The sequence below is a fragment of the Amycolatopsis ruanii genome, assembly GCF_003385175.1.
GTDB lineage: Bacteria > Actinomycetota > Actinomycetes > Mycobacteriales > Pseudonocardiaceae > Amycolatopsis_E > Amycolatopsis_E thermalba.
On sequence record NZ_PQHY01000094.1, the window covers coordinates 1 to 24,054 of the forward strand.

At 72.4% G+C, this 24,054-nt stretch carries 24 protein-coding genes and 1 pseudogene; 18 read left to right on the forward strand and 7 right to left on the reverse strand.

What is annotated here, in order from left to right; translation table 11 throughout:
- Positions 1 to 338 precede the first annotated feature (338 nt).
- From clpB to D0D28_RS31500, 3 genes are read left to right on the forward strand one after another with little or no spacing between them, the layout of a single operon-like run.
- Positions 339 to 2,942 (forward strand): ATP-dependent chaperone ClpB, encoded by a 2,604-nt coding sequence (clpB, locus tag D0D28_RS31490; protein WP_116114708.1) that lies wholly within the window; start codon positions 339 to 341, stop codon positions 2,940 to 2,942.
- 60 nt (positions 2,943 to 3,002) lie between these two features.
- Positions 3,003 to 3,731 (forward strand): hypothetical protein, encoded by a 729-nt coding sequence (locus D0D28_RS31495; protein WP_094006479.1) that lies wholly within the window; start codon positions 3,003 to 3,005, stop codon positions 3,729 to 3,731.
- Positions 3,728 to 4,492: an SDR family NAD(P)-dependent oxidoreductase gene (locus D0D28_RS31500; protein ID WP_116114710.1), complete on the forward strand. Its 765-nt coding sequence runs from the start codon at positions 3,728 to 3,730 to the stop codon at positions 4,490 to 4,492. The genes D0D28_RS31495 and D0D28_RS31500 overlap by 4 nt, the downstream gene beginning before the upstream one ends.
- Positions 4,493 to 4,496: 4 nt before the next feature.
- Here the strand turns inward: D0D28_RS31500 and D0D28_RS31505 are convergent, their stop codons facing one another.
- Positions 4,497 to 5,159 carry a DUF4097 family beta strand repeat-containing protein gene (locus D0D28_RS31505; protein ID WP_094006481.1) on the reverse strand — a complete coding sequence of 221 codons (663 nt, stop codon included), beginning with the start codon at positions 5,157 to 5,159 and terminating at the stop codon, positions 4,497 to 4,499.
- Between the two features lie 99 nt (positions 5,160 to 5,258).
- Positions 5,259 to 5,780: a DinB family protein gene (locus D0D28_RS31510; RefSeq protein ID WP_094006482.1), complete on the reverse strand. Its 522-nt coding sequence runs from the start codon at positions 5,778 to 5,780 to the stop codon at positions 5,259 to 5,261.
- Positions 5,781 to 5,864: 84 nt separating this feature from the next.
- Between D0D28_RS31510 and D0D28_RS31515 the strand changes: the two genes are divergently transcribed.
- Complete coding sequence (locus D0D28_RS31515; protein WP_116114712.1) at positions 5,865 to 6,818, forward strand: helix-turn-helix transcriptional regulator; 954 nt, start codon at positions 5,865 to 5,867, stop codon at positions 6,816 to 6,818.
- 91 nt (positions 6,819 to 6,909) lie between these two features.
- Positions 6,910 to 7,118, forward strand: a pseudogene (locus tag D0D28_RS37140) (TetR/AcrR family transcriptional regulator); the annotation flags it as partial.
- 387 nt (positions 7,119 to 7,505) lie between these two features.
- On the opposite strand, the gene D0D28_RS31525 reads toward D0D28_RS37140, so the two are convergent.
- The gene (locus tag D0D28_RS31525) at positions 7,506 to 8,741 is read right to left on the reverse strand and encodes an FAD-dependent oxidoreductase (protein WP_116114714.1); all 1,236 of its coding nucleotides are present in this window, start codon (positions 8,739 to 8,741) and stop codon (positions 7,506 to 7,508) included.
- A complete protein-coding gene (locus D0D28_RS31530) occupies positions 8,738 to 9,946 on the reverse strand; it encodes an MFS transporter (RefSeq protein ID WP_240323433.1) in 1,209 nt (402 codons plus the stop codon). The genes D0D28_RS31525 and D0D28_RS31530 overlap by 4 nt, the downstream gene beginning before the upstream one ends.
- A 126-nt stretch (positions 9,947 to 10,072) precedes the next feature.
- On the opposite strand from D0D28_RS31530, the gene D0D28_RS31535 reads away from it, so the two are divergent.
- From D0D28_RS31535 to D0D28_RS31555, 5 genes are all read left to right on the forward strand, one after another.
- Complete coding sequence (locus D0D28_RS31535) at positions 10,073 to 10,942, forward strand: LysR family transcriptional regulator (protein WP_094006486.1); 870 nt, start codon at positions 10,073 to 10,075, stop codon at positions 10,940 to 10,942.
- Positions 10,943 to 11,586: 644 nt separating this feature from the next.
- Positions 11,587 to 12,147, forward strand: a complete 561-nt coding sequence (pyrE, locus tag D0D28_RS31540; protein ID WP_116114718.1) for an orotate phosphoribosyltransferase — start codon at positions 11,587 to 11,589, stop codon at positions 12,145 to 12,147.
- Between the two features lie 123 nt (positions 12,148 to 12,270).
- Positions 12,271 to 12,654: a DUF2784 domain-containing protein gene (locus D0D28_RS31545; RefSeq protein WP_094006527.1), complete on the forward strand. Its 384-nt coding sequence runs from the start codon at positions 12,271 to 12,273 to the stop codon at positions 12,652 to 12,654.
- Between the two features lie 15 nt (positions 12,655 to 12,669).
- Positions 12,670 to 13,215 (forward strand): hypothetical protein, encoded by a 546-nt coding sequence (locus tag D0D28_RS31550; protein ID WP_116114720.1) that lies wholly within the window; start codon positions 12,670 to 12,672, stop codon positions 13,213 to 13,215.
- A complete protein-coding gene (locus tag D0D28_RS31555) occupies positions 13,212 to 13,862 on the forward strand; it encodes a TrmH family RNA methyltransferase (protein ID WP_094006490.1) in 651 nt (216 codons plus the stop codon). The genes D0D28_RS31550 and D0D28_RS31555 overlap by 4 nt, the downstream gene beginning before the upstream one ends.
- Here D0D28_RS31555 and D0D28_RS31560 read toward each other — a convergent pair.
- Positions 13,828 to 16,002, reverse strand: a complete 2,175-nt coding sequence (locus tag D0D28_RS31560; RefSeq protein ID WP_116114722.1) for a molybdopterin-dependent oxidoreductase — start codon at positions 16,000 to 16,002, stop codon at positions 13,828 to 13,830. The genes D0D28_RS31555 and D0D28_RS31560 overlap by 35 nt on opposite strands.
- A 56-nt stretch (positions 16,003 to 16,058) precedes the next feature.
- On the opposite strand from D0D28_RS31560, the gene D0D28_RS31565 reads away from it, so the two are divergent.
- Positions 16,059 to 17,048, forward strand: a complete 990-nt coding sequence (locus D0D28_RS31565) for a glycoside hydrolase family 76 protein (RefSeq protein WP_116114724.1) — start codon at positions 16,059 to 16,061, stop codon at positions 17,046 to 17,048.
- A gap of 196 nt (positions 17,049 to 17,244) precedes the next feature.
- Here the strand turns inward: D0D28_RS31565 and D0D28_RS31570 are convergent, their stop codons facing one another.
- Positions 17,245 to 18,255, reverse strand: a complete 1,011-nt coding sequence (locus D0D28_RS31570; RefSeq protein WP_116114726.1) for a LacI family DNA-binding transcriptional regulator — start codon at positions 18,253 to 18,255, stop codon at positions 17,245 to 17,247.
- 118 nt (positions 18,256 to 18,373) lie between these two features.
- Between D0D28_RS31570 and D0D28_RS31575 the strand changes: the two genes are divergently transcribed.
- From D0D28_RS31575 to D0D28_RS31605, 7 genes are all read left to right on the forward strand, one after another.
- The gene (locus D0D28_RS31575; RefSeq protein WP_162831249.1) at positions 18,374 to 19,378 is read left to right on the forward strand and encodes a substrate-binding domain-containing protein; all 1,005 of its coding nucleotides are present in this window, start codon (positions 18,374 to 18,376) and stop codon (positions 19,376 to 19,378) included.
- Positions 19,375 to 20,358, forward strand: coding sequence for an ABC transporter permease (locus tag D0D28_RS31580; protein ID WP_094006495.1), 984 nt, complete (start codon positions 19,375 to 19,377; stop codon positions 20,356 to 20,358). The genes D0D28_RS31575 and D0D28_RS31580 overlap by 4 nt, the downstream gene beginning before the upstream one ends.
- On the forward strand, positions 20,355 to 21,161 hold the full coding sequence (locus D0D28_RS31585; RefSeq protein WP_094006496.1) for an ATP-binding cassette domain-containing protein: 807 nt from the start codon (positions 20,355 to 20,357) through the stop codon (positions 21,159 to 21,161). The genes D0D28_RS31580 and D0D28_RS31585 overlap by 4 nt, the downstream gene beginning before the upstream one ends.
- On the forward strand, positions 21,158 to 22,012 hold the full coding sequence (locus D0D28_RS31590; RefSeq protein WP_116114730.1) for a PfkB family carbohydrate kinase: 855 nt from the start codon (positions 21,158 to 21,160) through the stop codon (positions 22,010 to 22,012). Before D0D28_RS31585 ends, D0D28_RS31590 begins: the two co-directional genes overlap by 4 nt.
- Positions 22,009 to 22,656, forward strand: coding sequence for a nucleoside/nucleotide kinase family protein (locus tag D0D28_RS31595; RefSeq protein ID WP_116114732.1), 648 nt, complete (start codon positions 22,009 to 22,011; stop codon positions 22,654 to 22,656). Before D0D28_RS31590 ends, D0D28_RS31595 begins: the two co-directional genes overlap by 4 nt.
- Positions 22,653 to 23,399: an SDR family oxidoreductase gene (locus D0D28_RS31600; protein ID WP_116114734.1), complete on the forward strand. Its 747-nt coding sequence runs from the start codon at positions 22,653 to 22,655 to the stop codon at positions 23,397 to 23,399. The genes D0D28_RS31595 and D0D28_RS31600 overlap by 4 nt, the downstream gene beginning before the upstream one ends.
- Positions 23,400 to 23,517: 118 nt before the next feature.
- Positions 23,518 to 23,931 (forward strand): VOC family protein, encoded by a 414-nt coding sequence (locus D0D28_RS31605; RefSeq protein WP_094006500.1) that lies wholly within the window; start codon positions 23,518 to 23,520, stop codon positions 23,929 to 23,931.
- 13 nt (positions 23,932 to 23,944) lie between these two features.
- On the opposite strand, the gene D0D28_RS31610 is transcribed toward D0D28_RS31605, so the two are convergent.
- The coding region (locus D0D28_RS31610) for an integrase core domain-containing protein (RefSeq protein ID WP_162831250.1) at positions 23,945 to 24,054 on the reverse strand (110 nt) is incomplete at its 5' end.

Consider the following 24,054-nt stretch of genomic DNA (forward strand, 5'->3'; position numbering starts at 1 on the left):
CGGTCCCCCGATGCCACCAGGCCCGGCGACACCACCCCCCGGATCATGACCTCGACTGGGGGCATCAGTCATACCGAACCTGGCGACCACAGCTCCTTGATCAGGAACCACGAAAAAGGTAACGGGGACAGCGCGAAGACGAGTGACGCGTCCGGCAGCGACGGGTCGGGCAGTTCGCCGAGCTGGGCGCGACCGGCTCGCAAGGACCATCAGGCATGCCTCGACCATTCGGCAAGAGAAAATCCGGGTTGAGCGGAACACGCTCAACTTTGTTGACGTTGTAGATGTCGAGGGACCTGGAGGAAGGTCTCCGGCAGGCATGCGACATGGAGTGTGGGATGGACGCTTTCAACCCGACGACGAAGACCCAGCAGGCGATCTCGTCGGCGGCGCAGGCGGCGACCGTGGCGGGCAACCCCAGCGTCACCGCCGCACACCTGCTCGGCGCGCTGCTGGCGCAGGGCGACGGGCTGGCCGGTCCCCTGCTGACGGCGGTGGGCGCCGATCCGCGGCAGGTGCACAAGGAGCTGGAGCCGATCACGCAGGGGCTGCCCTCGGCGACCGGCGCGACCGTGTCCACACCGCAGTTCGACCCGCCGGCGGTCAAGTCGCTCACGCACGCCCAGAAGCTCGCGACCGAACTCGGCGACGAGTACGTCTCCACCGAGCACCTGATGGTGGGCCTCGCCGCGGAGGGCGGTCAGGTGGCCGACCTGCTGAAGCGGCACGGCGCCACCCCGGACGCGCTGCGTGAGGCGTTCACCAAGGTGCGCGGCTCGGCCCGCGTCACCAGCCCCGACCCCGAGGGCACGTTCAAGGCGCTCGAAAAGTACGGCGTCGACCTGACCGACCGCGCGCGCAAGGGCGAGCTGGACCCGGTGATCGGCCGCGACGCGGAGATCCGCCGGGTGGTCCAGGTGCTGTCCCGGCGCACCAAGAACAACCCCGTCCTCATCGGCGAGCCGGGCGTCGGCAAGACCGCGATCGTCGAGGGCCTGGCCCAGCGGATCGTGGCCGGTGACGTGCCGGAGTCGTTGCGCGGCAAGCGGGTCGTGGCGCTGGACCTGGGTTCGATGGTCGCCGGCGCGAAGTACCGCGGTGAGTTCGAGGAGCGGCTCAAGGCCGTGCTGAAGGAGATCACCGAGTCGGCCGGACAGGTCATCACCTTCATCGACGAGCTGCACACCATCGTCGGCGCGGGCGCGACCGGCGAGAGCGCCATGGACGCCGGCAACATGATCAAGCCGATGCTCGCCCGCGGTGAGCTGCGCATGGTCGGCGCCACCACGCTCGACGAGTACCGCCAGCACATCGAGAAGGACGCCGCCCTGGAGCGGCGCTTCCAGCAGGTGCTGGTCGGCGAGCCGTCGGTGGAGGACACCATCGGCATCCTGCGTGGCCTCAAGGAGCGCTACGAGGTGCACCACGGTGTCCGCATCACCGACGCCGCGCTGGTGTCGGCCGCGACGCTGTCCGACCGCTACATCACCGCGCGGTTCCTCCCGGACAAGGCGATCGACCTGGTGGACGAGGCCGCCTCCCGGCTGCGCATGGAGATCGACTCCCGGCCCGTCGAGATCGACGAGGTCGAGCGCGCCGTGCGGCGCCTGGAGATCGAGGAGATGGCGCTGTCCAAGGAGGAGGACCCGGCCTCGATCGAGCGGCTGGCCGCGCTGCGCGCCGAGCTGGCCGAGAAGCGCGAGGAGCTGTCGGCGCTCACCGCCCGCTGGCAGAACGAGAAGGGCTCGATCGAGAAGGTCCGCGAGCTGAAGGAGCAGCTGGAACAGCTGCGCGGCGAGGCCGACCGGGCCGAGCGCGACGCCGACCTGGGCCGGGCCGCCGAGCTGCGCTACGGCAAGATCCCGGCGCTGGAGAAGGAGCTGGAGGCGGCGCAGCGCAACACCGCGAACAGCTCGTCCGCGGCCGATGTCATGCTCAAGGAAGAGGTCGGCAGCGACGACGTGGCCGACGTGGTGAGCGCGTGGACCGGCATCCCGGCCGGCCGCCTGCTGGAGGGCGAGACCGGCAAGCTGCTCCGGATGGAGGAGGAGCTGGGCAGGCGGGTCGTCGGCCAGCGCGAGGCCGTGACGGCGGTGGCGGACGCGGTGCGCCGCACGCGCGCCGGGGTCGCCGACCCGGACCGGCCGACCGGTTCGTTCCTGTTCCTCGGCCCGACCGGCGTCGGCAAGACCGAGCTGGCCAAGGCGCTGGCGGAGTTCCTGTTCGACGACGAGCGCGCGATGACCCGCATCGACATGAGCGAGTACAGCGAGAAGCACAGCGTCGCGCGGCTGGTCGGCGCTCCCCCGGGGTACGTCGGCTACGACCAGGGCGGCCAGCTGACCGAGGCCGTCCGGCGGCGGCCGTACTCGGTGGTGCTGCTGGACGAGGTCGAGAAGGCGCACCCGGACGTGTTCGACGTGCTGCTGCAGGTGCTCGACGACGGGCGGCTGACCGACGGCCAGGGCCGCACGGTCGACTTCCGCAACGCGATCCTGATCCTGACCTCGAACCTCGGTTCGCAGGCGATCGCGGACGCCGCGCTCGACGAGCGCCAGCGGCGGGACGCGGTGCTGTCCACGGTGCAGCGGCACTTCAAGCCGGAGTTCCTGAACCGGCTGGACGACATCGTGGTGTTCCACTCGCTCGACACCGAGCAGCTGACGTCCATTGTGGACATCCAGGTGGCGAAGCTGGCGGCGCGGCTGGCCCAGCGCCGGCTGACGCTGGAGGTCACCCCGGGCGCCCGCGACTGGCTCGCGCTGAACGGGTTCGACCCGATCTACGGCGCCCGGCCGCTGCGCCGGCTGGTGCAGTCGGCGATCGGCGACCAGCTGGCGAAGAAGCTGCTGGCCGGTGAGGTCCGAGACGGCGACGCGGTGCGGGTGGACGTGCCCGACCTGGACTCCGGGGACACGCTCGTGGTCACCCGGGTGGACTAACGGGTTGCGACACGGGCCGCTGACCTTGGTTCAGCGGCCCGGCGCGCTACCCTCACCCTCGTGGGTATTCCGGCGTGGGTCTGGTTCGTCATCGCCGCCGTCGCACTGGTGGCAGGGCTGCTGCTGCTCGCCGTGGACCGGACCAGGGAAGGCTCCCGCAACCGGGAGCGGATGCGCTGGTCCGACCTGCGCGGATGGCAGTTCGTGGAGGAGGACGAGCGGCTCGTCCGGCAGTGGTCCGGCGGCGCGCTCGGGTACTTCCGCGCCGAGACGGCGGTCAACGTCGTCGTCGGCTCGACCTTCACCGCCGACGGCCGCCGCCCGGTGTTCGTGTTCGACATCGAGGCCGACGGCCAGATCCCGGCGGTCGTGGTCGCCGTGCGCTGCAACCGCGTGCACCCGGTGCTCGTCGAGCTGTGGCTGGCGAGCGTGCCGTTCCAGCGCGCGGACATGCCGGAGCTGCTCGGCCCGGTGGGCCAGCGCTACGCGTTCGCGGACGACCCCGAGGGCGCCCGCGCGGTCATCACCCAGGAACTCGTGGACGCCGCCGACGCGCTCGGCGGGGACGTCGGCGTGGCGTGGCTGGAGAACGAGTGGGTGCTCGCCAGCGTCGCGCCGCAGGCCGGGCCGTCCCGCCTGGAGCGCCTGCTGCGCGACCTCGGCGAGATCGCCGACATCGTGGACCCGTTCGACGAGGAGTACGACGCCGGCGCGACCCGGCACTGGCAGCCCGGCCAGTCCGAGCAGCCGGGCCTGAGCACGCCGCCACCGGCCGGGCCGGCCCAGTGAGCACCGCGCTCGTCACCGGCGCGACCGCCGGGATCGGCGCCGCGTTCGCGCGCCGGCTCGCCGAGGAGGATTACGACCTGGTCCTCGTCGCCCGCAACGCGCAGCGGCTGGAAGCGCTTGCCGGTGAGCTGTCGCAGCGGCACCGGATCAAGGCGGTGGCGTTGCCCGCCGACCTCGCCACGGTGGACGGCCGGGCGGCGGTCGAGGCGCGGCTGGCCGCGGAGCCGGTCGACCTGCTGGTCAACAACGCCGGGTTCGGCCTGGCCGGGGAGTTCTGGACCGCGCCGGTCGACGAGCTGCAGGCGCAGCTGGACGTGAACGTGACCGCCGTGCTGCGCCTGACGCGCGCGGCCCTGCCCGGGATGATCGAGCGGGGCCGCGGCGACATCATCAACGTCTCCAGCGTGGCCGGTTTCTTCTCCGGCCGCGGCTCGACGTACACGGCGAGCAAGAACTGGGTCACGTCCTTCACCGAGGGCATCGCCGCGGCGCTGCCGCCTGGCATCCGGATGACCGCGCTGTGCCCCGGCTTCACCGAAACCGAGTTCCACGAGCGCGCCGGGCTGGAGAAGCCGGGGCCGAAGGCGTTCTGGCTCTCCGCGGACCGGGTGGTCGCCGAGGGCCTGGCGGACCTGCGCCGCGGCAAGGTCATCTCCATCCCGTCCCCGCAGTACAAGGCGGTCGTGGCGATCGGCGGTCTGTTGCCCCGCGGCCTGCTGCGTCGGATCAGCAGCCTGGTCGCGGGGCGCGACCGCACCTGAGGAGTCACAGGCTGCGGGCGCTGATGTCGCCGTAGGCCGTGGTCGCGTGGATGGTGAGCCCGGCGTCGCCGGTGTTCCGCAGCGCGTTGTGGATGCGGCCGTAGTCGGTTCCCGCGTCCAGCGTGGCGGACACCCCGGCGGCGGCACCGATCGACAGGTCGCCGGCCTGGGCGCGGAGCACGATCTCGCCGCGCTCGGCCTCGGCGATGCGGATGTCGCCCTTGCCGGTGCTGATCCGCGCGGAACCGGTGAGGCGGCCGACCGTGACGTCGCCGGCCTGCGTGGTGACGCGGACGCTCGTCGCCTCGTCGAGTTCGACCTCGCCGTGCGCGCCCTCGACGGTGACCGCGCCCAGCTGCCCGACGCCGCGCACCTCCGCGCTGGCCGCCGTCGCCTCGACGGCGGACCCGGCCGGCAGCTGGACCGTCACCTCGACGAAGCCGGAGCTGCCGAGGACCTGGTTCCCGGCCGGGGCCTCGACCCGCAGCACGCCGTCGGCGTAGGCCACCGTGGTCTGCTCCGCGGCCTTCACGTCGCGCCGCTTCGAGGCGTCCGCCGGCCGGACCTCGACCGCGGTGTCGGCCCGGTCGGCGGCCACGAACCGGATGCTCCCGGCGGGGATGTCGACGACGGCGGAGATCGGGGCGGGGGTGTCGAAGTTCTGCATCGTGCTCTCCTGTGCTCGTTGTTCTCGCTGTTGAGGACAACTTTCGCCGGAGGCGCTGACACCGGCCCGCCACCGCGCTGACGCCGCCGCTGACACCCGTCAGCCCATGCTCTTCTGGCCGTCCAGGGACTCGCGGATGATGTCGGCGTGGCCCGCGTGCTGGGCGGTCTCGGCGATGATGTGCATCAGCACCCGGCGCGCGGACCACGCCTCGTCGGTGAACCACGGGGCCTTCGGCAGCTCCTGCACCGCGTCCAGGTCCACGGTCGCGACCAGCTCGTCCGTGCGGCGCGCGACCGCTTCGTACTCGGCGATCACGCCGGCCAGCGTCTCGTCCGGCAGCAGCTTGAACTCGTTCTCCCGCTGCGCGAAGTCCGCCTCGGTCATCTCCTCGAAGTTCGGCATCGCGGAGGCGCCCTCGACGATGAAGGTCGCCCAGTTCCGCTCGACCGAGGTCACGTGCTTGATCAGCCCGCCAAGGCACAGCTCGCTCTTCGTGGTCCGCTGCCGGGCCTGGTCGTCGGTGAGGCCACGGGTGGTGAAGGTCAGGAAGAAGCGGTGCTTGGCCAGCATCGCCAGCAGGTCCGCGCGCTCGCCGGTGACGGTCTCGGTGGAGGTCATTTTCAAGTCCCTTCGTCGTCGTTGAGACCAAGGTAAAAGGCAAAGCGGCCACTTCCTGGCCGCAATTGCGGGAGAATCGGGAACATGGCGAACACGAGCTCGCGGACGCTGCGGTTGCTGTCCCTGCTGCAGACCCACCGGTACTGGCCGGGCGGTGAACTGGCCGACCGGCTGGGCGTCTCGCCGCGGACGCTGCGGCGGGACATCGACCGCCTGCGCGAGCTGGGCTATCCGGTGGAGGCCCAGCGCGGCGTCGACGGCGGGTACCAGCTCGCCGCGGGCGCGTCGCTGCCGCCGCTCGTAGTCGACGACGAAGAGGCGGTCGCGCTGACCGTCGGGCTGCAGACGGCCGCGCAGAGTTCGGTCGAGGGCATCGCGGAGTCGTCGGTGCGGGTGCTGGCGAAGGTGGTGCAGGTGATGCCGGCGCGGCTGCGCCGCCGGGTCGACGCGTTGCGGGCGATGACCGTGCCCGCCGTGTGGTCCGGCGCGGCGGCGCCCCGGATCGACCCGGTCCTGCTCACCACGATCGCCCTGGCCTGCCGGGACAACGAACGGATCCGCTTCGCCTACACGGACGCCGCGGGCCGCGAGTCGGCGCGGGAGGTCGAGCCGCTGCGGCTGGTCCCGCTGGGGCGCCAGTGGTACCTGGTCGCCTACGACCTGACCCGGCACGCGTGGCGCAACTTCCGCATCGACCGGCTCAGCGAGCCGACGGGCACCGGCGCCCGGTTCCGGCCGCGCGAGCTGCCCGCCGCCTACGCCGCCGAGTTCGTCCGCAGCTCACTCGGCGCGCTGCCGCAGCCGTACGAGGTGGAGGTGCTCGTCGACGTTCCGGCGGCCGTGGCGCGGGAGCGGATCGGCCGGTGGGCGACGGTCGAGGAGGTCGACGCCGGCCGGTGCCGGGTGCGGATGACGACGGCGTCCCTGGACTGGCCGGCGCTGGCACTGGGCTCACTGGGCGCCGACTTCCGGGTCGTCGAACCGGCCGAACTGCGTGACCAGCTGCGGGAGTGGGCCGGGCGGTTCAGCCGGGCCTGATTGCCGCGCGTGCCCGAACACCGCCAGCGTGGCGGCCAGGAACACGACCTGCATCACTGCTCCCGCATGCCGACGCGTGACGACGGCCAGGATGACGAGGGGCTCCTACCACCACGGCGACCTCCGGCGCGCGATCCTGGACACGGCGGCCGAAACGATCGGCGAGCCCGGCGCGGCGGCGCTGAGCCTGCGCAACGTGGCACGCCGGCCGGGGCGTCGCACGCGGCGCCGGCCCACCACTTCCGCGACAAGGCGGGCATGGTGACCGCGCTGGCGACGGAGCACGGTTTCGCGACGCTCTGGCTCAGCGGCGCGATGCCGCAAGAGGTGACCGGAGACCTTGACGCGTCCGCCCGAACGGGGGCGCAGATGCTCGCGCCGGGCAGGCCGGTAGGTGGTGCTGCGCGGACGGCATTACCGGGCGAGCGCGACACGCGGGCCGGCGGAACTACCCTCGCCGCACGGCCCCACGGCGAATCCGCGAGCACCCGCGCCCGAGGCGACCGGCGCCGCAGCCCGGCAACCGGGCGCCGCTGCGCGGACTTCCGCGCAGGCTGCACCGGCACAGCAGGGGGCCGGGCCGAGTCGCCCCTGGCGCATCGCCTCGCGCCCACGCGCCCCGCCGCCGCAGCCCGGCAACCGGGGCGCCGCTGCGTGAGGGTGGGCAGCGGTCGCGCCCCGGGCGACTCAGTCCGGTAGCCGCGCGCCCTGCCGCTGCAGCTCCTCGCGTACCGCGGGAGCGCTTACCTCGCCGCGAGCGCTGAGCGCCGCCGCGACGCCCGCCGCGTGGCCGGTTGCGAAGGCGGTCCCCATGGCGCGCAGCGACGCGCCCGCGCCGCGGTCGCCGTCCACCGTGCGGCCGGCGCAGAACAGGTTCGGCGTGTTCCGGCTCCACAGGACGCCGAGCGGGATGCCGTAGTAGCCGGGCTCGCCGATGAACCGCCACTCCGACGGCACTCCCACGCCCGGGTGGTACTCGATCGGCCAGGCGCCGACCGCCACCGCGTCGTCCACCGGGCCCGGCGAGAGCACGTCCTTCTCGGTCAGCTGGGTCCGGCCGACCAGGTGCCGCGACTCGCGCGTGCCCAGTTCCGGGCCGGTGCTGACGATGTAGGCGTCCGCGCAGCCGGGCAGCGTCCGGATCACCCGCAGGTACGCGGCGGCCTGCCGGCGGGCGCTGCGTTCGGCCCGGCTCGTGTCGGCGGCGTCGCGGGCGTCGTAGCCCTCGTCGGCGAGGTAGGTGATCACGTCGCCGGACACCGGCATCCGCGCGATCAACCCGCCTTCCGCGGTCAGGCCGGGCACACCCCGCGCCTTCGCCGCCCGGACCGCCTCGCGCACGGCCTCGCGGGTGACCTGCGCCTCCGCCGGGATGCCGCCGAACCGCACGCCCAGCGTGCCGTTCTGCACCCAGCCGTCGTTGCCGTACCGCACCTCCGCACCGGCGTGCTGCGCCAGGTCGGCCTCCCCGGTGGCGTCCACGAACACCGAAGCCGTGTACTCGTGCACGCCGGAGTGGTCGGCCACCCGCACCGCGTGCACCCGATCGTCCACTCTGGACGCGCCGAGCAGGTGCGAGTGCAGCAGCACGTCCACCCCGGCGGCGTCGCACAGGTCGTCGGCGACCCGTTTCACCGCCTCGGGATCGAACACCACGGCCACCGCGGTGAACCGCGTCGGCTCGCTCACCGCCCCCAGCTCGCGCAGCCCGTCGAGCACTTCCCCGGCGACACCGAACACCACCTGTTCGCGGTCGTCGCGGGTGAACAAACCGCAGTAGGTCACCACGTTCCGCAGCGTCGCCGCCCCGCCGAGACAGGGGCCGCGCTCGATCAGCAGCGTCCGGGCCCCGGCCCGCCGGGCGCCGACCGCCGCAGCGATCCCGGCCGACCCGCCCCCGGCGACGATCACGTCGTACTTCACACGGTCTCCTTCTCGCGATCAGGCGCCGTCCGCTGTTCCCGGACGCCGAGCATCAGCAGCGCTCCCACGAGCGGGCCCGCCGCCAGCGTGGCGAACGCCGCGAAGAACGAATGGGTCGCCTGGAACACCGCGCCCAGCACCACCGGCACCACCGTGCTGCCCAGCTGCCAGAACGCGTTGGTCGCGCCCGCCGCCGAACCGGCCAGGCCCACCCCGGCGATGCGCGGGATCATCGCGACCATCAGCGGGCTGTAGACGTAGGCCGCGACGCCCAGGAACGGCGCCACCCACAGGAACCCGGACAGGCTGTCGCGGGTGCCGAACACCAGCAGCGCCACCACGAACGCGCCCAGCACGACCACGGTGAGCGCCTTCCGCCTGCCACCGAGCAGGTCGGAGACGAACCCGATGCACGGTTTCGCGGCGATCGCGGTGATCCCGAAGATCGCGACCACCCCGCCCGCCTGCACCCCGCTCAGGCCGATGCCCTTGACCATCAGGGCGTTGGACCAGGTGATGAACCCGTAGGTGCCCCACAGCCCGCCGAACCCGGCCACCCCGAGCAGCCACAGGTCGCGCGAGCGGGCCAGCGGGCGCAGGTCCGGCACCGCGCGCTCGGTGGTGTCTTCCTTCCGCGTGCGCACCAGCAGCAGGCACAGCACCGCGATCACCATCGACGCGCCGCCGAAGACGTGGTAGGAGGTCTGCCACCCGGCGGATACGAGCAGGCGCGGCACGACCGCGTTGGCGATCACGGTGCCCAGCGAGGTCGCCGTCATGAACACGCCCATCGCGAACCCGCGGTCCTTCGGCGTGAACCACTGCGCGATCAGCTTCACACCGGCGGAGTAGTCGCAGCCGGCGAAGATCCCGACCGCGGCCTGGAAGGCGATGCCGACCGGGACCGAGTCGGTCTCGCCGAACAGGATCATGAACCCGCCGGCGAGGAACAGCGACGCGCCCATCACGACGCGCGCGCCCAGCCAGTCGGTGAGCACGCCGCCTGCCGCGTTCGAGATGACGTAACCGACGTAGTAACCGGTGGCGAAGACGCCCAGCCCGGCGAGCGAGACCCCCAGGTGCTCGCCCACCGCCACCGACGCCGGTCCCCACGTCGACCGGTCCACCGACGTCATGGTGAACGCGGCCCAGGACAGCACCAGCACCACCCAGCGGTACGGGTCCCGGCCGGGAGTTCGACTCATCGTTGAGCGTCCCTTCTCCTTCGATGTCCTGCCTGAGAGGCAGGAAGTAGTACACGTGCCTTGACACGTGCCTGTCCAATGCCGGTTAATCAGGCCGGTCATGCCTATCAGGCAGGGGAGGGACGCGTGGAGCTGCGGCACCTGCGGTACTTCGTCGCCGTCGCGGCGGAGGGCTCGCTCACCCGGGCGGCGGAACGGCTGCACCTCACCCAGCCGTCGCTGAGCCGTCAGATCCGGCAGCTCGAACGGGACATCGGGGCGCCGCTGCTGGAGCGCGGCGCGACCGGCACGACGCTCACCCCGGCCGGTGTCGCGCTGCACTCGCACGCGGTGCTCCTGCTGCGCCTGGCCGACGCCACCCGGGAAACCACGCACGCGGCCGCGCGCCGGACGCGGGAGGTCGTGGAGATCGGGATCCCGCCCGGGCTGTCCGCGGACTGGCTGCTGGCGACGCTGGCCGCGCTCGATTCGGCGGTGCCGCACGCCGCGGTCACGCTCACCGAGGCGAGCAGCACCGACCAGCTCCGAATGGTCCGCGAGGGCCGGCTCGACCTGGGGCTGGTGCACGAGCAGCCGGTCGGCAGCCTGCGCGGCGCGCGGTTGTTCGACCAGCCGTTCGGGGTCGCCGTCCGGCCCGGCCACCCGCTCGCCGACGGTGCCGCGTGCCGCCTGCGCGACCTGGACGGGATGCGGATCCTCGCCCACGGCAGGCAGCAGGTGCCGGTCGCGCACGACCGCCTGGTGGTCGCGGCCCACGACGCGGGGGTGGTGCCGCTGTGGCAGTTCGCGCAGTTCTCCGAGCACGCGCGGGCCTGCGCCGAGGCGACGAAGTCCGACGCCGTCCTGCTGACCGAGCACTCCGCAACGCGCCTGCTGCCCGGCTGGCCGTGGCGGCCGGTGGTGGAACCGGCGCTGGAGCTGGTGACGTGGCTGGTGTGGCAGCCGTCGACGCGAACGGTGGTGGACGAGGTGGCGCGGACGATCAGCTCCCGCTGAGGGCGAGCACGCCCTGCCCGCTGACACGCGTGACCGCCCCGCTGCGGTTCGGGTGGACGGCCATGCGCTCCGCGATCCGGCCCGCGTCGCAGGTGGGCGGGATCTTCAGGCGGCAGTGAGCCCGCTGCCGGAACCGGCGTTGCCACTCCAGACGTGCACCGCGCCGAACCGGCGGATCAAGGCCGCGCACCGCGCCTTGCGGGCCTCCCGCGTCCAGCGCTGGGCTGACGTAGATGCGCCTGGCCACCGGACGGCTGGTCGTGCTACCAGGCGGACGTGCCCGTGCGCATCGTGACCGGGATCGCGTCCGTGAGGGCGGACTCCGCCAGAACCGCGCCCGTGTCGCCGGTCGGCAGCGCGTACCAGGACTCGCGCGTGGGCATCGGCTGCGGCGGCTCGTTGCGGCTGCATCGGCGCATCGGGCCGAGGCCCGCGTCCGCGAACTCCAGGGGTCGTCGTGGGTGACCAGGTCCTCCGGTGCCGCCCGGCCGTGCCCGGTCACGCGGCCTCCCGCGGGGCGTCGCGGGAGGCGGCACCGGGCGTCGGCTGCCCGCCACCAGGTCGCGCAGCTCGTTGATCTCCGTGGCCGCGCGTTGACCGTCGAGGGCGCGGGGGTGTCGTGGTCGTGTGTAAGACTTCCCGTCGTGGCGAACCCCGGGTTGGATCAGGCAGCGAAGTTCGAACTGGCACGTCTCATCACCGAGCTGTCGGTGGTGCGCGGCAAGGTGACGCTGGCCTCCGGCAAGGAGGCCGACTACTACATCGACCTGCGGCGGGCCACGCTGCACCACGCGGCGGCCCCGCTCATCGGCCGGCTCATGCGGCAGCTCACCGCGGACTGGGACTACGTGGCCGTGGGCGGGCTCACGCTCGGCGCGGACCCGGTCGCGACCGCGATGCTGCACTCGGCGTCGGCGGACGGGAAGGTGCTCGACGCGTTCGTGGTGCGCAAGGCCACCAAGTCGCACGGCATGCAGCGCCGCATCGAGGGCATCGAGGTCGCCGGTCAGCGGGTGCTCGCGGTGGAGGACACCTCGACCACCGGCGGCAGCGTGCTGACCGCCGTCGAGGCGCTCAACGAAGCCGGTGCGACCGTGGTCGGCGTGGCGACGGTCGTCGACCGCGGCACCGGTGCGCGCGAGGCGATCGAGAAGGAAGGCCTCGCCTACCGGTATCTGCTCGACCTCGACGACCTCGGCCTGTAGCCGATTCACGCCGCCCCCTAGGGGTAATCCCCGAAGTGATCTCCGGAATTCGAGTCGACATTCCTGGCGTGATCAGGAGTAATCTCGATACCAGGGGGATCGCGGGAAGGGGGCGGCGTGACGATCGCGGGAGTTCTGGCCGACATAACGGTCGGAGTGCACATTTTGGCCCTGCTTTACATCGGCCTCGGCGGGTTTCTCGCGTGGCGTTGGCCACGCAGTGTTTTCGTGCACGTGTTTTTCGCCATCTGGGGCGTGCTGGTCAACGTCTTCCCGATCCCGTGCCCGCTGACCGCGCTGGAGGACTACTTCCGCGGCCTGCAGGGGCTGGGCCCGCTCCCCGGCGGGTTCAACGCCTACTACCTCTACGACACGGTGTTCCCGCGCTCGATGCTGCCGGCGGTCGCCGTGGTCGCGCTGGCGCTGGTGGCCTTCTCCTACGCGGGCGCCTACCTGCGCTGGAAGCACCGTGAGCACCCGGCCACGCACGCCATGCCGCAGGCCTAGGACACAATCACCGGTGTGGTCATCGTCCTGATCCTGCTCGGCATCGTGCTCTGCGGCCTGGTCGCCGGGCTGGTCGTGCGCCCGCGGGTGCGTGCCGCGCAGGACGCGTTCGCCGAGGGGGTGCAAGCACTTGCCGCGCGCACCGGCTGGCGGCCCGACGACTCACCGGTGCCGCCGCTGCAGGCGACGTTCGTCACCCTCAACGACGTGCTCGGGTCCGGCAACCACCACGGCATCGCGGTGAACCTGCAGCTGGGCGGGAACTGCCGTGGCGCGCCGGTGCGGGTCCTCCAGTTGCGTTACCGCACCGAACACCTCTCGACCACGCGCGCCGCCACCATGATCCTCGTGCCACGGCCGGTGCCCGGGCCGTCGCTCACCGTACGAGCCCAGAACGCCGCCGCCCACCTCCCACCCGACGTCGCACAGCGGCTCACCACGCAGACCCTGTTCTTCACCGCCGAGCACCTCGCGGCGGTGTTCCCCGGCGAGATGACCCAGCAGGACCTCACGATCGCGACCGCGGACCTGCTCGCCGACCTCAGCGAGCACGTCCGATGAGCGACGAGACCGGCCCGACCGAGTGGACCGCCCGGGAACCGGTGGGCGTCGGCCCGTGGGAGGGCGAGTGGCCCGCCGACGAGCGCTACGACCCGGACCTGCTGGCCGAGGGCGACCGCCGCAACGTCGTGGACGCCTACCGGTACTGGCGGCGCGAGGCGATCGTCGCCGACATCGACCGGCGGCGGCACCCGTTCCACGTCGCGATCGAGAACTTCCAGCACGACCACAACATCGGCACCGTGGTGCGCACCGCGAACGCCTTCGCCGCGGCGGCCGTGCACATCGTCGGGCGGCGGCGCTGGAACCGGCGCGGCGCGATGGTCACCGACCGGTACCAGCACCTCGAGCACCACCCGGACGTGCCGTCACTGGTCGCCTACGCGGCCGAGCGCGGCCTGGCGATCGTCGCCGTGGACAACACGCCCGGCTCGCAGCGCGTGGAAACCGCCGAGCTGCCGCGGGACTGCGTGCTGCTGTTCGGACAGGAGGGCCCCGGCCTGTCCGCGGAGGCGCACGACGCGGCGGCGATGGTCGTGTCGATCGCGCAGTTCGGGTCCACCCGCTCGATCAACGCCGGGGTCGCCGCCGGCATCGTGATGCACGCCTGGATCAGACAGCACGCGGACCTGTCGGCGGCCTGGTAGGCGTCACCTCGACCGGGATCCCGTTCAGCACGGCGGTTCCGGACAGCGCGTCCAGCAGCGTCTCGTCGGCCACCAGGTTGCTGTTGACGCCCGCGTGCGCCGCGGCGACCGCGGTCTGCGTGCCCGGCCCGCCGTGACCCCAGCCGTGCGGGATGCTGACCACGCCCGGCCGGATCTCCTCGGTGACCTCCACCGGCACCTCGATCTCGCCGGCTGTCGAACTGACCAGCGCCGGTTCGCCGTCGGCCAGCCCGAGCCGAGCCGCGTCCGCCGGGTGGACCTGCACGGTGCACCGGTTCTTCCCGCGCACCAACGGTTCCAGGTTGTGCATCCACGAGTTGTTCGACGACAGTTGCCGCCGTCCGATGAGCACCAGCTCGCCGTCCGGCACGTGCGCGAGTTCCGCGGCCAGGCGCGGCACGTCGGCGGTGATGGCCTCCGGCGCCAGCTCGATCTTCCCGCTCGCGGTGGACAGGACCTCCGGCACCCGCGGCCGCAGCGGCCCGAGGTCGACGCCGTGCGGGGCGGCTTCCAGGTCGGCCAGGGTCAGGTCGTACGGCCCGGCGCGCAGCATCAGGTCGATCAGGCGCTCCGGGCCGCGGCGGCCGGCGGCCGGTTCGAGACCGGACCGCTGGGCCAGTTGTGCCGCCACGAACGCGTCCAGCGCTTCGATGTCCGGGTTCGGGCCCTGCCCGGTGACGATGGACGTGAGCCGCAGCATGGTCACCCACTCCGGCGGCAGGTCGCCGGGCATCGCGGGCGGCGTCCAGTTCGCCACGTTGCGCACGGCCAGCTGGTACAGCGCGACGTCGTAGTGCGGGCGCTCCAGCGGGGTGGGCCCGGGCAGGATGACGTCGGCGTGCCGGGTCGTCTCGTTGCGGTAGATGTCCAGCGACACCATGAAGTCCAGCCGCGCCAGCGATTCCGCGAGCCGCCCGGCGTTCGGGGTGCTCAGGCACGGGTTGCCGCTGACCGTGATCAGGGCGCGGACCTGACCGTCGCCCGGGGTGAGGATCTCGTCGGCCAGGGTCGCGACCGGGACCTCGCCGAGCACCTCGGGCAGCCCGCGCACCCGGGTGCGCCAGCGGCCGTGCCGGAACGGGCGGCGCTTGCCCGGCGCGCTGTTCGCCTGTCCGGCGGCGGCGAGCGGGAACATCACGCCGCCGGGGCGGTCGAGGTTGCCGGTGAGGACGTTGAGCACGTCGACGAGCCAGCTGGTGAGGGTGCCGAACGCCTGCGTGGTGGTTCCGATACGACCGTAAACCGCCGCGGACTCGGCGGCGGCCAGTTCGCGGGCCATCCGGCGGATGTCGCCGGCGGGGATGCCGGTGACCGGGGCGACCGCCTCGGGCGGGAAGTCGCGGGCCAGCTCGGCGACGTCCGCGACGCCGGTGACGTGCTCGGCGAGGTGGCCAAGGCTCACGCGGTCCTCCGCGAACAGCACGTTGACCAGCGCGAACAGCAGGAGCGCATCGGTGCCGGGGCGGATCGCGTGGTGCTCGTCGGCGACCTGGGCGGTGCGGGTCCGGCGCGGGTCGACCACGACCACCTTGCCACCGCGCTCCCGGATCGCCTTGAGCCGCCCGCGCATGTCGGGCGCGGTCATCAGGCTGCCGTTGGAAACCAGCGGGTTCGCGCCGAGCATCAGCAGGTGCTGGGTGCGGTCGACGTCCGGCACCGGGATCGTCATGCCGTCGCCGAACAGGTAGCCGCTGGAGTAGTGCTTGGGCAGCTGGTCGACGCTGCCCGCGGTGTAGAAGTTCCTGGTGCCCAGCGCCTTGAAGAAGACGCGGCCGTAGAGCGCGGTGGACAGGTTGTGCACGCTCGGGTTGCCCGCGTAGACGGCGACGGCGTCGCGGCCGTACGTTTCGATGATCGGCAGCAGGCGGGTGTCGATCTCGGCGAACGCCTCATCCCAGGAGACCGGGACGTGCTTGCCGTCGCGTTTGACGAGCGGGGTGCGCAGGCGGTCCGGGTCGTGGTGCAGCGCGCCCAGCGACGCGCCCTTGGGGCAGATGAAGCCGTGGGAGAAGACGTCCTCGGCGTCCCCGCGCACCTCGGTGACCTGGCCGCCGTCGAACGTGACGGTCAGACCGCAGGTGGCTTCGCACAGCGGACACGTGACATGCGCCGTCGTCATCCTCTGATCGTCGACGGAACCCTGCGATGTGTCGAGGGCCAATCCATGATGGGTTCATGCACAGCGACTGGGCCGCCGCCGCGGAACGGGCGATCGTCACCCGGCACCTGCGCCGGGTCTGGGGCCTGCCGGGCACGTTGCTCGCCCGGAGCGGCTGGCCGGCGACCCTCGACCAGCGGCTGCACCGGCACTGGAACTACTGGTGGCAGGCGCACTTCCTGGACTGCCTGACCGACGCGCAGCTGCGTGACCCGACGCCGGCGCGCGAGGCGGCGATCGACCGGTTCGTGTCGTCGATGCGGTTGCGGAACCGGGGCAGCTGGCGCAACGACTACTACGACGACCTGGCCTGGCTGGGGCTCGCGTTGCAGCGCACCGGCCGGGACGTGAGCTTCTTCCTCGGCGAGCTGCGGTCCGGGTGGACCACGGAGGGCGGCGGCGGCATCTGGTGGCGGCGCGGCGACCGGTTCAAGAACGCGCCGTCGAACGGCCCGGCGGCGATCCTGTTCGCCAGGGCCGGTGACGTGGCACGGGCCCGCGAACTGCTGGACTGGATGGAGAAGACGCTCGTCGACCCCGATTCCGGCCTGGTGTGGGACGGGTTGCGGGTGGACAGTGCCGACCTGGTCCAGGAGATCTACACGTACTGCCAGGGGGTTTTCCTCGGCGCCTGCCTGGAGATGTCCGAAGTGGACCGTGCGGCGCGGACGATCCGGGCGGTGGCCGCGAACTGCGCGCCGGGCGGGGTGCGGCGGGCGCAGGGCGGCGGCGACGGCGGCCTCTTCGCGGGAATCCTGGCGCGGTACCTGGCGCTCGCCGTGCACCGGATGCCGCCGGGCCCGGAGACGGATGCCGCGCGCGACCTGGTGCTGGCCTCCGCGGAAGCCGCGTGGACCGGAGCCGCCGACGCCTACGGCGGCCCGCTGTTCAGTCCGGAGTGGAGCGAGCCGGCCCCGACCCCGCCGCTGCCGCAACGCCATCCGTCACGCGACCTCTCGGTGCAGCTGGGCGCGTGGATGCTCCTGGAGGCCGCAGCCACGCTCTAGCAACGGCACCGAACGCAGAACTCGCGCGACCGAACGTGGGACTCGCAGGCAGGAACGTGGGACTCGCAGGCAGGAACGTGGGACTCGCGCCCCCGAACGCAGAACTCGCCAACCGCGCGAGTCCCACGCTCCGGCGCGCGAGTCCCACGCTCCGGTGCGTGAGTTCTGCGTTCCCGTGTGTGAGGTCGGCGCCGCGTTACGGGGCGCAGCCGCAGGAGGCGCGGTGCATCAGGCGCGGCGGTAGCCGGATCGTCTCGTGTGGGCGGTCCGGGTCCTTGATCCGCGCCAGCAGCAACCGCACCGCGCGGCGGCCGATCTCCTCGATCGGCTGGGCCATCGTGGTCAGCGGTGGCTCCACCAGGTCCGACCACTCGACGTCGTCGAAGCCGGCCAGCGCCAGGTCCGCCCCGACCCGCAACCCGCGGCGGCGGACCTCGTGCAGCACGCCGACCATCATCGAGTCGTTCGCCACCACCAGCGCCGTCGGCCGGTCCGGCAGGGACAGCAGCTTCGCCGTCGCCGCCGCGCCGCCCTCGCGCGAGGAGTGCCCGGACACCACCAGCTCCGGGTTCCACGACAACCCGCCGCGCCCGAGCCCGAGCCGGTACCCCAGCGTCCGCTCCTCCGACGTGGCCAGCCCGGGCATCCCGCCGACGAACCCGATCCGCCGGTGCCCGAGCGAGGCCAGGTGCTCGGTCAGCGCCGAGGTCGACTGGATGTTCTCCGAGCCCACCTGGTCGACGTCGGTCCGCATGGTCAGCCGGTCGATCAGCACGGTCGGCAGCCCGAGCGACACCAGCTCGCTGATCACGCGGCCGTCCCCGGCGGCCGGGGTCAGCAGCATGCCCTCGACCCGCCGGGACCGCAGCGTCCGGACCGTCTCCTGCTCGGTCTTCACGGTGTCGTGGGTGTCGGCGAGCAGCACCGTGTACCCGGCCGCGGCGGCCTCCCGCTCGATCGCCTGCATCAGGACCGCGAAGTACGGGTTGGCCAGCAGCGAGATCGCGACCCCGATCTGCCGGGTGCCGCCGGTGACCAGCGAGCGGGCGATCGCGTCGCCGGTGTACCCGGTCTCCTCGATGGCGCGCAGCACCGCGGCCTTGGTCTCCGGGGCCACCGCACGCGTCCCGTTCACCACGTGTGAGACGGTGGTGATCGAGACGCCGGCCAGGTCGGCGACGTCCTTCTGGGTGGGCCTGGACGGCATCAGAGTTCTCCAACGAGCACGGGCGATCCGCAAGCGTTTGCGCAAACGCTTGCCGGAGTAGTGTATGCCCTCCTACCGTCCCCGTCGGCAAACGATCAGCCTCGATGGGGAGGGCAGCGTGAGACACCGGAGTCTCCTGTGCCTCGTCACGGCCGGCTTGCTGGCCGTCAGCGGGTGCACCGTCGAACGCCACTGGGGTGGCAGTTCCGCCCCGGCTGGCAGCGGGCAAGCCAAGGTCGGCCTGGTGACGAAGACCGAAACGAACCCGTACTTCGTGGAGCTGCGCAACGCCGCAAGCGCCGCCGCGCGGGCCCAAGGCGCCGAGTTCATGGCGCTGGCCGGCCAGTTCGACGGCGACAACGACGGCCAGGTCCGGGCCATCGAGAACATGGTCCAGCAGGGCGTCACCACCATCCTGATCACCCCGAACTCCTCGACCGGCGTGCTCGCCGCGATCGAGCGGGCGCGTCAGGCCGGCGTCATGGTGATCGCGCTGGACACCGCGACCGAGCCGGCCAGCGCGGTCGACGCCACCTACGCGACGGACAACGTCGCGGCCGGCCGCCAGCAGGGCGCCTACGTCAAGGCCGCGCTCGGCCCCGCCGCGCCGAAGGTGATCATGATCGACGGCACCGCGGGCAGCACCGTGGACACCTACCGGCACAACGGGTTCCTCGAGGGCATCGGTCTCAAGGACGGTGATCCGGCGATCGTGGGACGGGACAACGCCAACGGCGACCAGTCCATCGCCCAGCAGAAGATGGAGAACCTGCTCCAGCGCACCACGGACATCAACGCCGTCTACACGATGAACGAGCCGACCGCGCGCGGTGCGTACGCCGCGCTGCAGGCCCGCGGCCTGCGGATCCTGATGGGGTCGATCGACGGCGGCTGCCAGGGCGTGCAGAACGTGCGCGACGGCCTGTACGCGGCGACGGTCATGCAGTTCCCGCGCAAGATGGCCGAGGAGGGCGTCACCGCCGCCGTGCGGTACGCGCGGACCGGGCAGAAGCCGAGCGGGTTCATCGACACCGGCTCGGTCGTGATCACCGACCGCCCGATGCCCGGTGTGCCCAGTCAGGACACCACGTGGGGCCTGCAGAACTGCTGGGGGACGAAATGACGGCATCCACTGTGGACAGGCGCGAATCGCTCGGCGAGTTCTTCCTGCGCGCCCCGGCGATCGGTCCCGCGCTCGCGCTGGTCGTCGCGGTCGTGGTGTTCTCGGTGTCCACCAGCACGTTCCTGGAACTGGACAACCTGTCGCTGGTGGTCGAGCAGTCGCTCGTGGTCGGCACGCTCGCGCTCGGCCAGACGCTGATCATCCTCACCGCCGGCATCGACCTGTCGAACGCGGCGGCGATGGTCCTGGCGACCCTGCTGATGGCGAAACTACTGGTCGGCGGGGTGCCCGGGATCTTCGCGCTCATCCTCGGCGTGCTGGTCGCCACGGTGCTCGGACTGGTCACCGGCTCGCTGGTGACGCGGGTCAAGCTGCCGCCGTTCATCGTCACCTTGGGCCTGTTCACCATGCTCACCGCGGCGGCCAAGCTGGTCGCCGACGGCCAGGCGGTGCCGATCGCGCCGGACTCGCTGCTCGCGTGGCTGGGCACCCGGCGCTACCTGTTCGGTGGCATCCCGGTCACCTACGGCATGACGCTCGCGCTGGTGATGTACCTCGTGCTCTGGTACGCGCTGACCAGGACCGCGTGGGGCAAGCACGTCTACGCGGTCGGCAACGCGCCGGAAGCCGCGCGGCTGAGCGGCATCAAGGTCAACCGGACGATCGTGTCGGTGTACCTGGTCGCCGGGCTGATCTTCGGCATCGCCGCGTGGCAGGCGCTGGGCCGGGTGCCCAACGCCGACCCGAACGCCTACCAGCTCGGCAACCTCGACTCGATCACCGCGGTCGTGCTCGGCGGCACCAGCCTGTTCGGCGGTCGCGGATCGGTGTTCGGGACGATGATGGGTGCGTTGATCGTGACGGTGCTGCGCTCCGGGCTGACCCAGCTCGGCGTCGACTCGCTCTACCAGGACGTCGCCACCGGTGCGCTGGTGATCGCCGCGGTGGCCGTGGACCGGCTGGCCAGGAGGCAGAAATGACCCCGACCCTGTCAGCGCGTGGCCTGGTCAAGCGGTACGGCCGCGTGACCGCCATCGACGGCGCGGACTTCGACCTCGAACCGGGCGAGGTGCTCGCCGTGGTCGGCGACAACGGCGCCGGCAAGTCGAGCCTGATCAAGGCGTTGTCCGGGGCGCTGGTGCCGGACGCGGGCGAGATCTTCGTGGACGGTGAGCCGGTGCACTTCCGCACGCCGCTGGACGCCCGCCGCTGCGGCATCGAGACCGTCTACCAGGACCTCGCGCTCGCGCCGGCGCAGGACATCGCGACCAACATGTTCCTGGGCCGGGAGATCCGCCGCGGCGGCGTGCTCGGGCTGGTCCGCAAGCTGGACACGGCGAAGATGCGCGCCGAGGCCCAGCGGGTGCTCGACGAGCTGGACATCAAGATCAAGTCGATCACGCAGCCGGTCGAGACGCTCTCCGGTGGTCAGCGGCAGGGCGTGGCGGTGGCGCGGGCGGCGGCGTTCGGCACCAAGGCCGTGATCATGGACGAGCCGACGGCCGCGCTCGGCGTGGCCGAGTCGTCGAAGGTGCTCCAGCTGATCGACCGGATCCGGCAGCGCGGCCTGCCGGTCGTGCTGATCAGCCACAACATGCCGCACGTGTTCGAGATCGCGGACCGCATCCACGTGCACCGGCTGGGCAAGCGGGTCGGGGTGGTGTCGCCGAAGACGACCAGCATGAACCAGGTGGTCGGGCTGATCACGGGCGCGCTGCGGGTCGGGGCGGACGGCCGGGTGGAGGAAGTCGAGTCGGCGGTCCGGACGGGGTTGTCGGCGTGACCGTCCTGCTCGCGGGGCTGTGCACGGTCGATCTCGTGCAGCGGGTGGCGGAGCTGCCGTCGCCCGGCGAGAAGGTGCAGTCGTCGAGCGTCGCGGTGGCCGCGGGCGGACCGGCGACGAACGCCGCCGTGACGGTCGCGGCCCTCGGCGCGGAGGCCGTCCTGGTGACGGCACTGGGCAGGCACCCGCTGGCCGGACTGGCCCGCGCCGACCTGGCCGCGCACGGCGTGCGGGCCGTCGGCACCGCCCCCGAGCAGGACGAACCACCTGCGGTGAGCGCCGTCGCGGTCCGCGACCGGGACGGCGAACGGACCGTCGTCTCCCGCAACGCCGGGACGGACCCCGGCGCGATGCCGTCCGAAATACCGGACGGCGTCCGAGCGGTGCTGGTCGACGGGCACCTGCCGCGGCTGGCGGTGGGCGTCGCGCGCTGGGCCCGGTCGCGCGGCATCCCGGTCGTGCTGGACGCGGGCAGCTGGAAACCGGTCATGGACGAGCTGCTGCCGCTGGTCGACATCGCGGCCTGCTCGGCGCACTTCCGCGCGCCCGGGCCGGACCTGCGGGAACGCGGGGTGCCGACGGTGATCGTGACGAACGGACCCCGGCCGGTGCGCTGGGAATCGGGCGGCGAAGCTGGTGAGATCGAGGTGCCCGCGGTGCGCGCGGTGGACACACTGGGCGCGGGGGACGTCTGGCACGGTGCGCTGGTGTACGGGGCGCTGGTGTACGGCGTCGGGAGGTTGCGGCTGCCGGAGCTGATCCGGTTCGCCAACGAGGTGGCCGCGGAAAAGGTGCGGCACGCGGGGCCCCGGGCGTGGGTTTCGGAGGTAGCGAAGTTGGGAGTGCGATGACGGCGACGAGTCCGACGTTCGACGAGCTGCTGACCAGGGCGGAGGGCCTGGTGGCGCGGGGGCGGCGGTCCATCCTGGGGATCGTGGGCGCGCCCGCGGCGGGCAAGACCACCCTGGCCCGCGGGCTGGCCGACGCGCTCGGCAACCGCGCGGTCGTGGTCGGGATGGACGGCTTCCACCTGGCGCAGGTCGAGCTGCAGCGGCTGGGCCGCACCGAGCGCAAGGGCGCGCCGGACACGTTCGACGCCTTCGGGTACGTGAGCCTGCTGCGCCGCATCAAGGAGACCAAGGAGACGGTGTACGCGCCGCTGTTCCGGCGCGAGATCGAGGAGCCGATCGCCGGTGCGGTGTGCGTGCCGCCGGACGTGCCGCTGGTCATCACCGAGGGCAACTACCTGCTGGTCGACGACGAGCCGTGGAGCGACGTGCGCGGCCTGGTCGACGAGGTGTGGTACCTGCGGCCCGACGAGAAGGAGCGGATCGAGCGGCTGGTCACCCGGCACCGGCGGTACGGCCGCACGCTGGTGGAGGCGCGGAGCCGCGCGCTGGGCAGCGACCAGCGCAACGCGGATCTGATCGAGACCACGGCGAGCCGGGCCGACCTGGTGCTGGAGAACCTGCCGCTGCAGAACTTCGTGATATGAGCGGCGTCCTCGTCGTCACCGGGGGCAGCCGGGGTATCGGCGCGGCGGTCGCTGAACTGGGCGCCGCGCGCGGGTACGACGTGGTGGTCAACTACGCCAGCGACTCGGCGGCCGCCGAGGAGGTCGTGTCGCGCGTGCGCGAGTCGGGCCGGAAGGCGCTGGCCGTGCGGGGCGACGTGGCTGCCGAGGACGACGTGATCGCGTTGTTCGACGCGGCGGCCGGGCTGGGGCCGGTCACCGCGGTGGTCAACAACGCGGCGATCACCGGCAACACGCCCGGGCGCCTCGACGAGCAGGACGTGGCGACCGTGCGCCGGGTGCTGGACGTGAACGTGACCGGGGTGTTCCTGTGCTGCCGGGAGGCGGTGCGGCGGATGTCCACCCGCTACGGCGGGGCCGGTGGTGCGGTGGTGAACATTTCGTCCACGGCCGCGCGCACCGGCTCGCCCGGCGAGTGGACGCACTACGCGGCGACGAAGGCGGCGGTCGAGACCCTGACCTGGGGACTGGCGCAGGAGGTCGCCGGCGAGGGGGTGCGGGTGAACGCGGTGGCACCCGGCCTGGTGGACACCGGCCTGCACGCGGCGGCCGGGTTGCCGGATCGGGTGAACCGGATCGCGCCGACGATCCCGCTCGCGCGCCCCGGTCAGCCGGCGGAGATCGCCGAGGCGGTCCTGTGGATGCTTTCGCCCGCGGCGTCCTACGCGGTGGGTGCGGTCCTGCCGGTCGGCGGCGGTCGCTGACTTGCCCACAGCCTGTGGATGAATCTTCGAGTTATCCACAGGTACACCCGTGGAAACCGGGAACCCGAACGGGACGTTGTCATTCCTGAGGGGGCACGATCGGGTGAGAAAGGACTGCATGTCGAAGCTGACCGGAGTGCACCACTTGGCCCTCACGGTGACCGACGTCGACCGGAGTGTGCCCTGGTACGAGCGGGTGCTCGACCTGCGGGAGACCGGACGGCGCGAGGATCCGGAGACCGGCCTGCGGAAGGTCCTGCTCCAGGCCCCGGGCGACGCGTTCTCGGTGGTGCTGCTGCAGCACCCGGACACCGAGCGCGGCCCGTTCGACGAGCGGCGCACCGGGCTGGACCACGTCGCGTTCACCGTGCCCACGTTCGGTGAGCTCAAGCAGTGGGAGCAGCGGCTGGCGGACTACGGGGTGGAGTACAGCCCCGCCAAGCGGTCGCGCACACTCCCCGGCTCGGCGGTGATCGTGTTCCGCGACCCGGACGGCATCCAGCTGGAGGTCTGGGCCGACATCGAGTCCTAGGTGTATCCGGCCGTTAGGTTGGTAGCCGGCTGATGGGCGGTCGTCCTCCGAGTGCGCTGTGGCGGCGTTCAGTGTTGTAGTGCTCGATCCAGGCTGCAAGTGCTGCTGCTCGTGCCTCGTTGC

Excerpts from the sequence above, each read along its gene's own strand:
- D0D28_RS31570 (WP_116114726.1), bottom strand. The coding sequence starts at position 18,255 with ATGCCGTCCAGGCCCACCCAGAAGGACGTCGCCGACCTGGCCGGCGTC.
- D0D28_RS31505 (WP_094006481.1), bottom strand. The coding sequence starts at position 5,159 with ATGCAGAACTTCGACACCCCCGCCCCGATCTCCGCCGTCGTCGACATC.
- D0D28_RS31555 (WP_094006490.1), top strand. The coding sequence starts at position 13,212 with ATGAGCGACGAGACCGGCCCGACCGAGTGGACCGCCCGGGAACCGGTG.
- D0D28_RS31595 (WP_116114732.1), top strand. The coding sequence starts at position 22,009 with ATGACGGCGACGAGTCCGACGTTCGACGAGCTGCTGACCAGGGCGGAG.
- D0D28_RS31580 (WP_094006495.1), top strand. The coding sequence starts at position 19,375 with ATGACGGCATCCACTGTGGACAGGCGCGAATCGCTCGGCGAGTTCTTC.
- D0D28_RS31565 (WP_116114724.1), top strand. The coding sequence starts at position 16,059 with ATGCACAGCGACTGGGCCGCCGCCGCGGAACGGGCGATCGTCACCCGG.
- D0D28_RS31530 (WP_240323433.1), bottom strand. The coding sequence starts at position 9,946 with ATGAGTCGAACTCCCGGCCGGGACCCGTACCGCTGGGTGGTGCTGGTG.
- D0D28_RS31600 (WP_116114734.1), top strand. The coding sequence starts at position 22,653 with ATGAGCGGCGTCCTCGTCGTCACCGGGGGCAGCCGGGGTATCGGCGCG.
- D0D28_RS31560 (WP_116114722.1), bottom strand. The coding sequence starts at position 16,002 with ATGACGACGGCGCATGTCACGTGTCCGCTGTGCGAAGCCACCTGCGGT.
- D0D28_RS31585 (WP_094006496.1), top strand. The coding sequence starts at position 20,355 with ATGACCCCGACCCTGTCAGCGCGTGGCCTGGTCAAGCGGTACGGCCGC.
- D0D28_RS31515 (WP_116114712.1), top strand. The coding sequence starts at position 5,865 with ATGGCGAACACGAGCTCGCGGACGCTGCGGTTGCTGTCCCTGCTGCAG.
- D0D28_RS31605 (WP_094006500.1), top strand. The coding sequence starts at position 23,518 with ATGTCGAAGCTGACCGGAGTGCACCACTTGGCCCTCACGGTGACCGAC.
- clpB (WP_116114708.1), top strand. The coding sequence starts at position 339 with ATGGACGCTTTCAACCCGACGACGAAGACCCAGCAGGCGATCTCGTCG.
- D0D28_RS31510 (WP_094006482.1), bottom strand. The coding sequence starts at position 5,780 with ATGACCTCCACCGAGACCGTCACCGGCGAGCGCGCGGACCTGCTGGCG.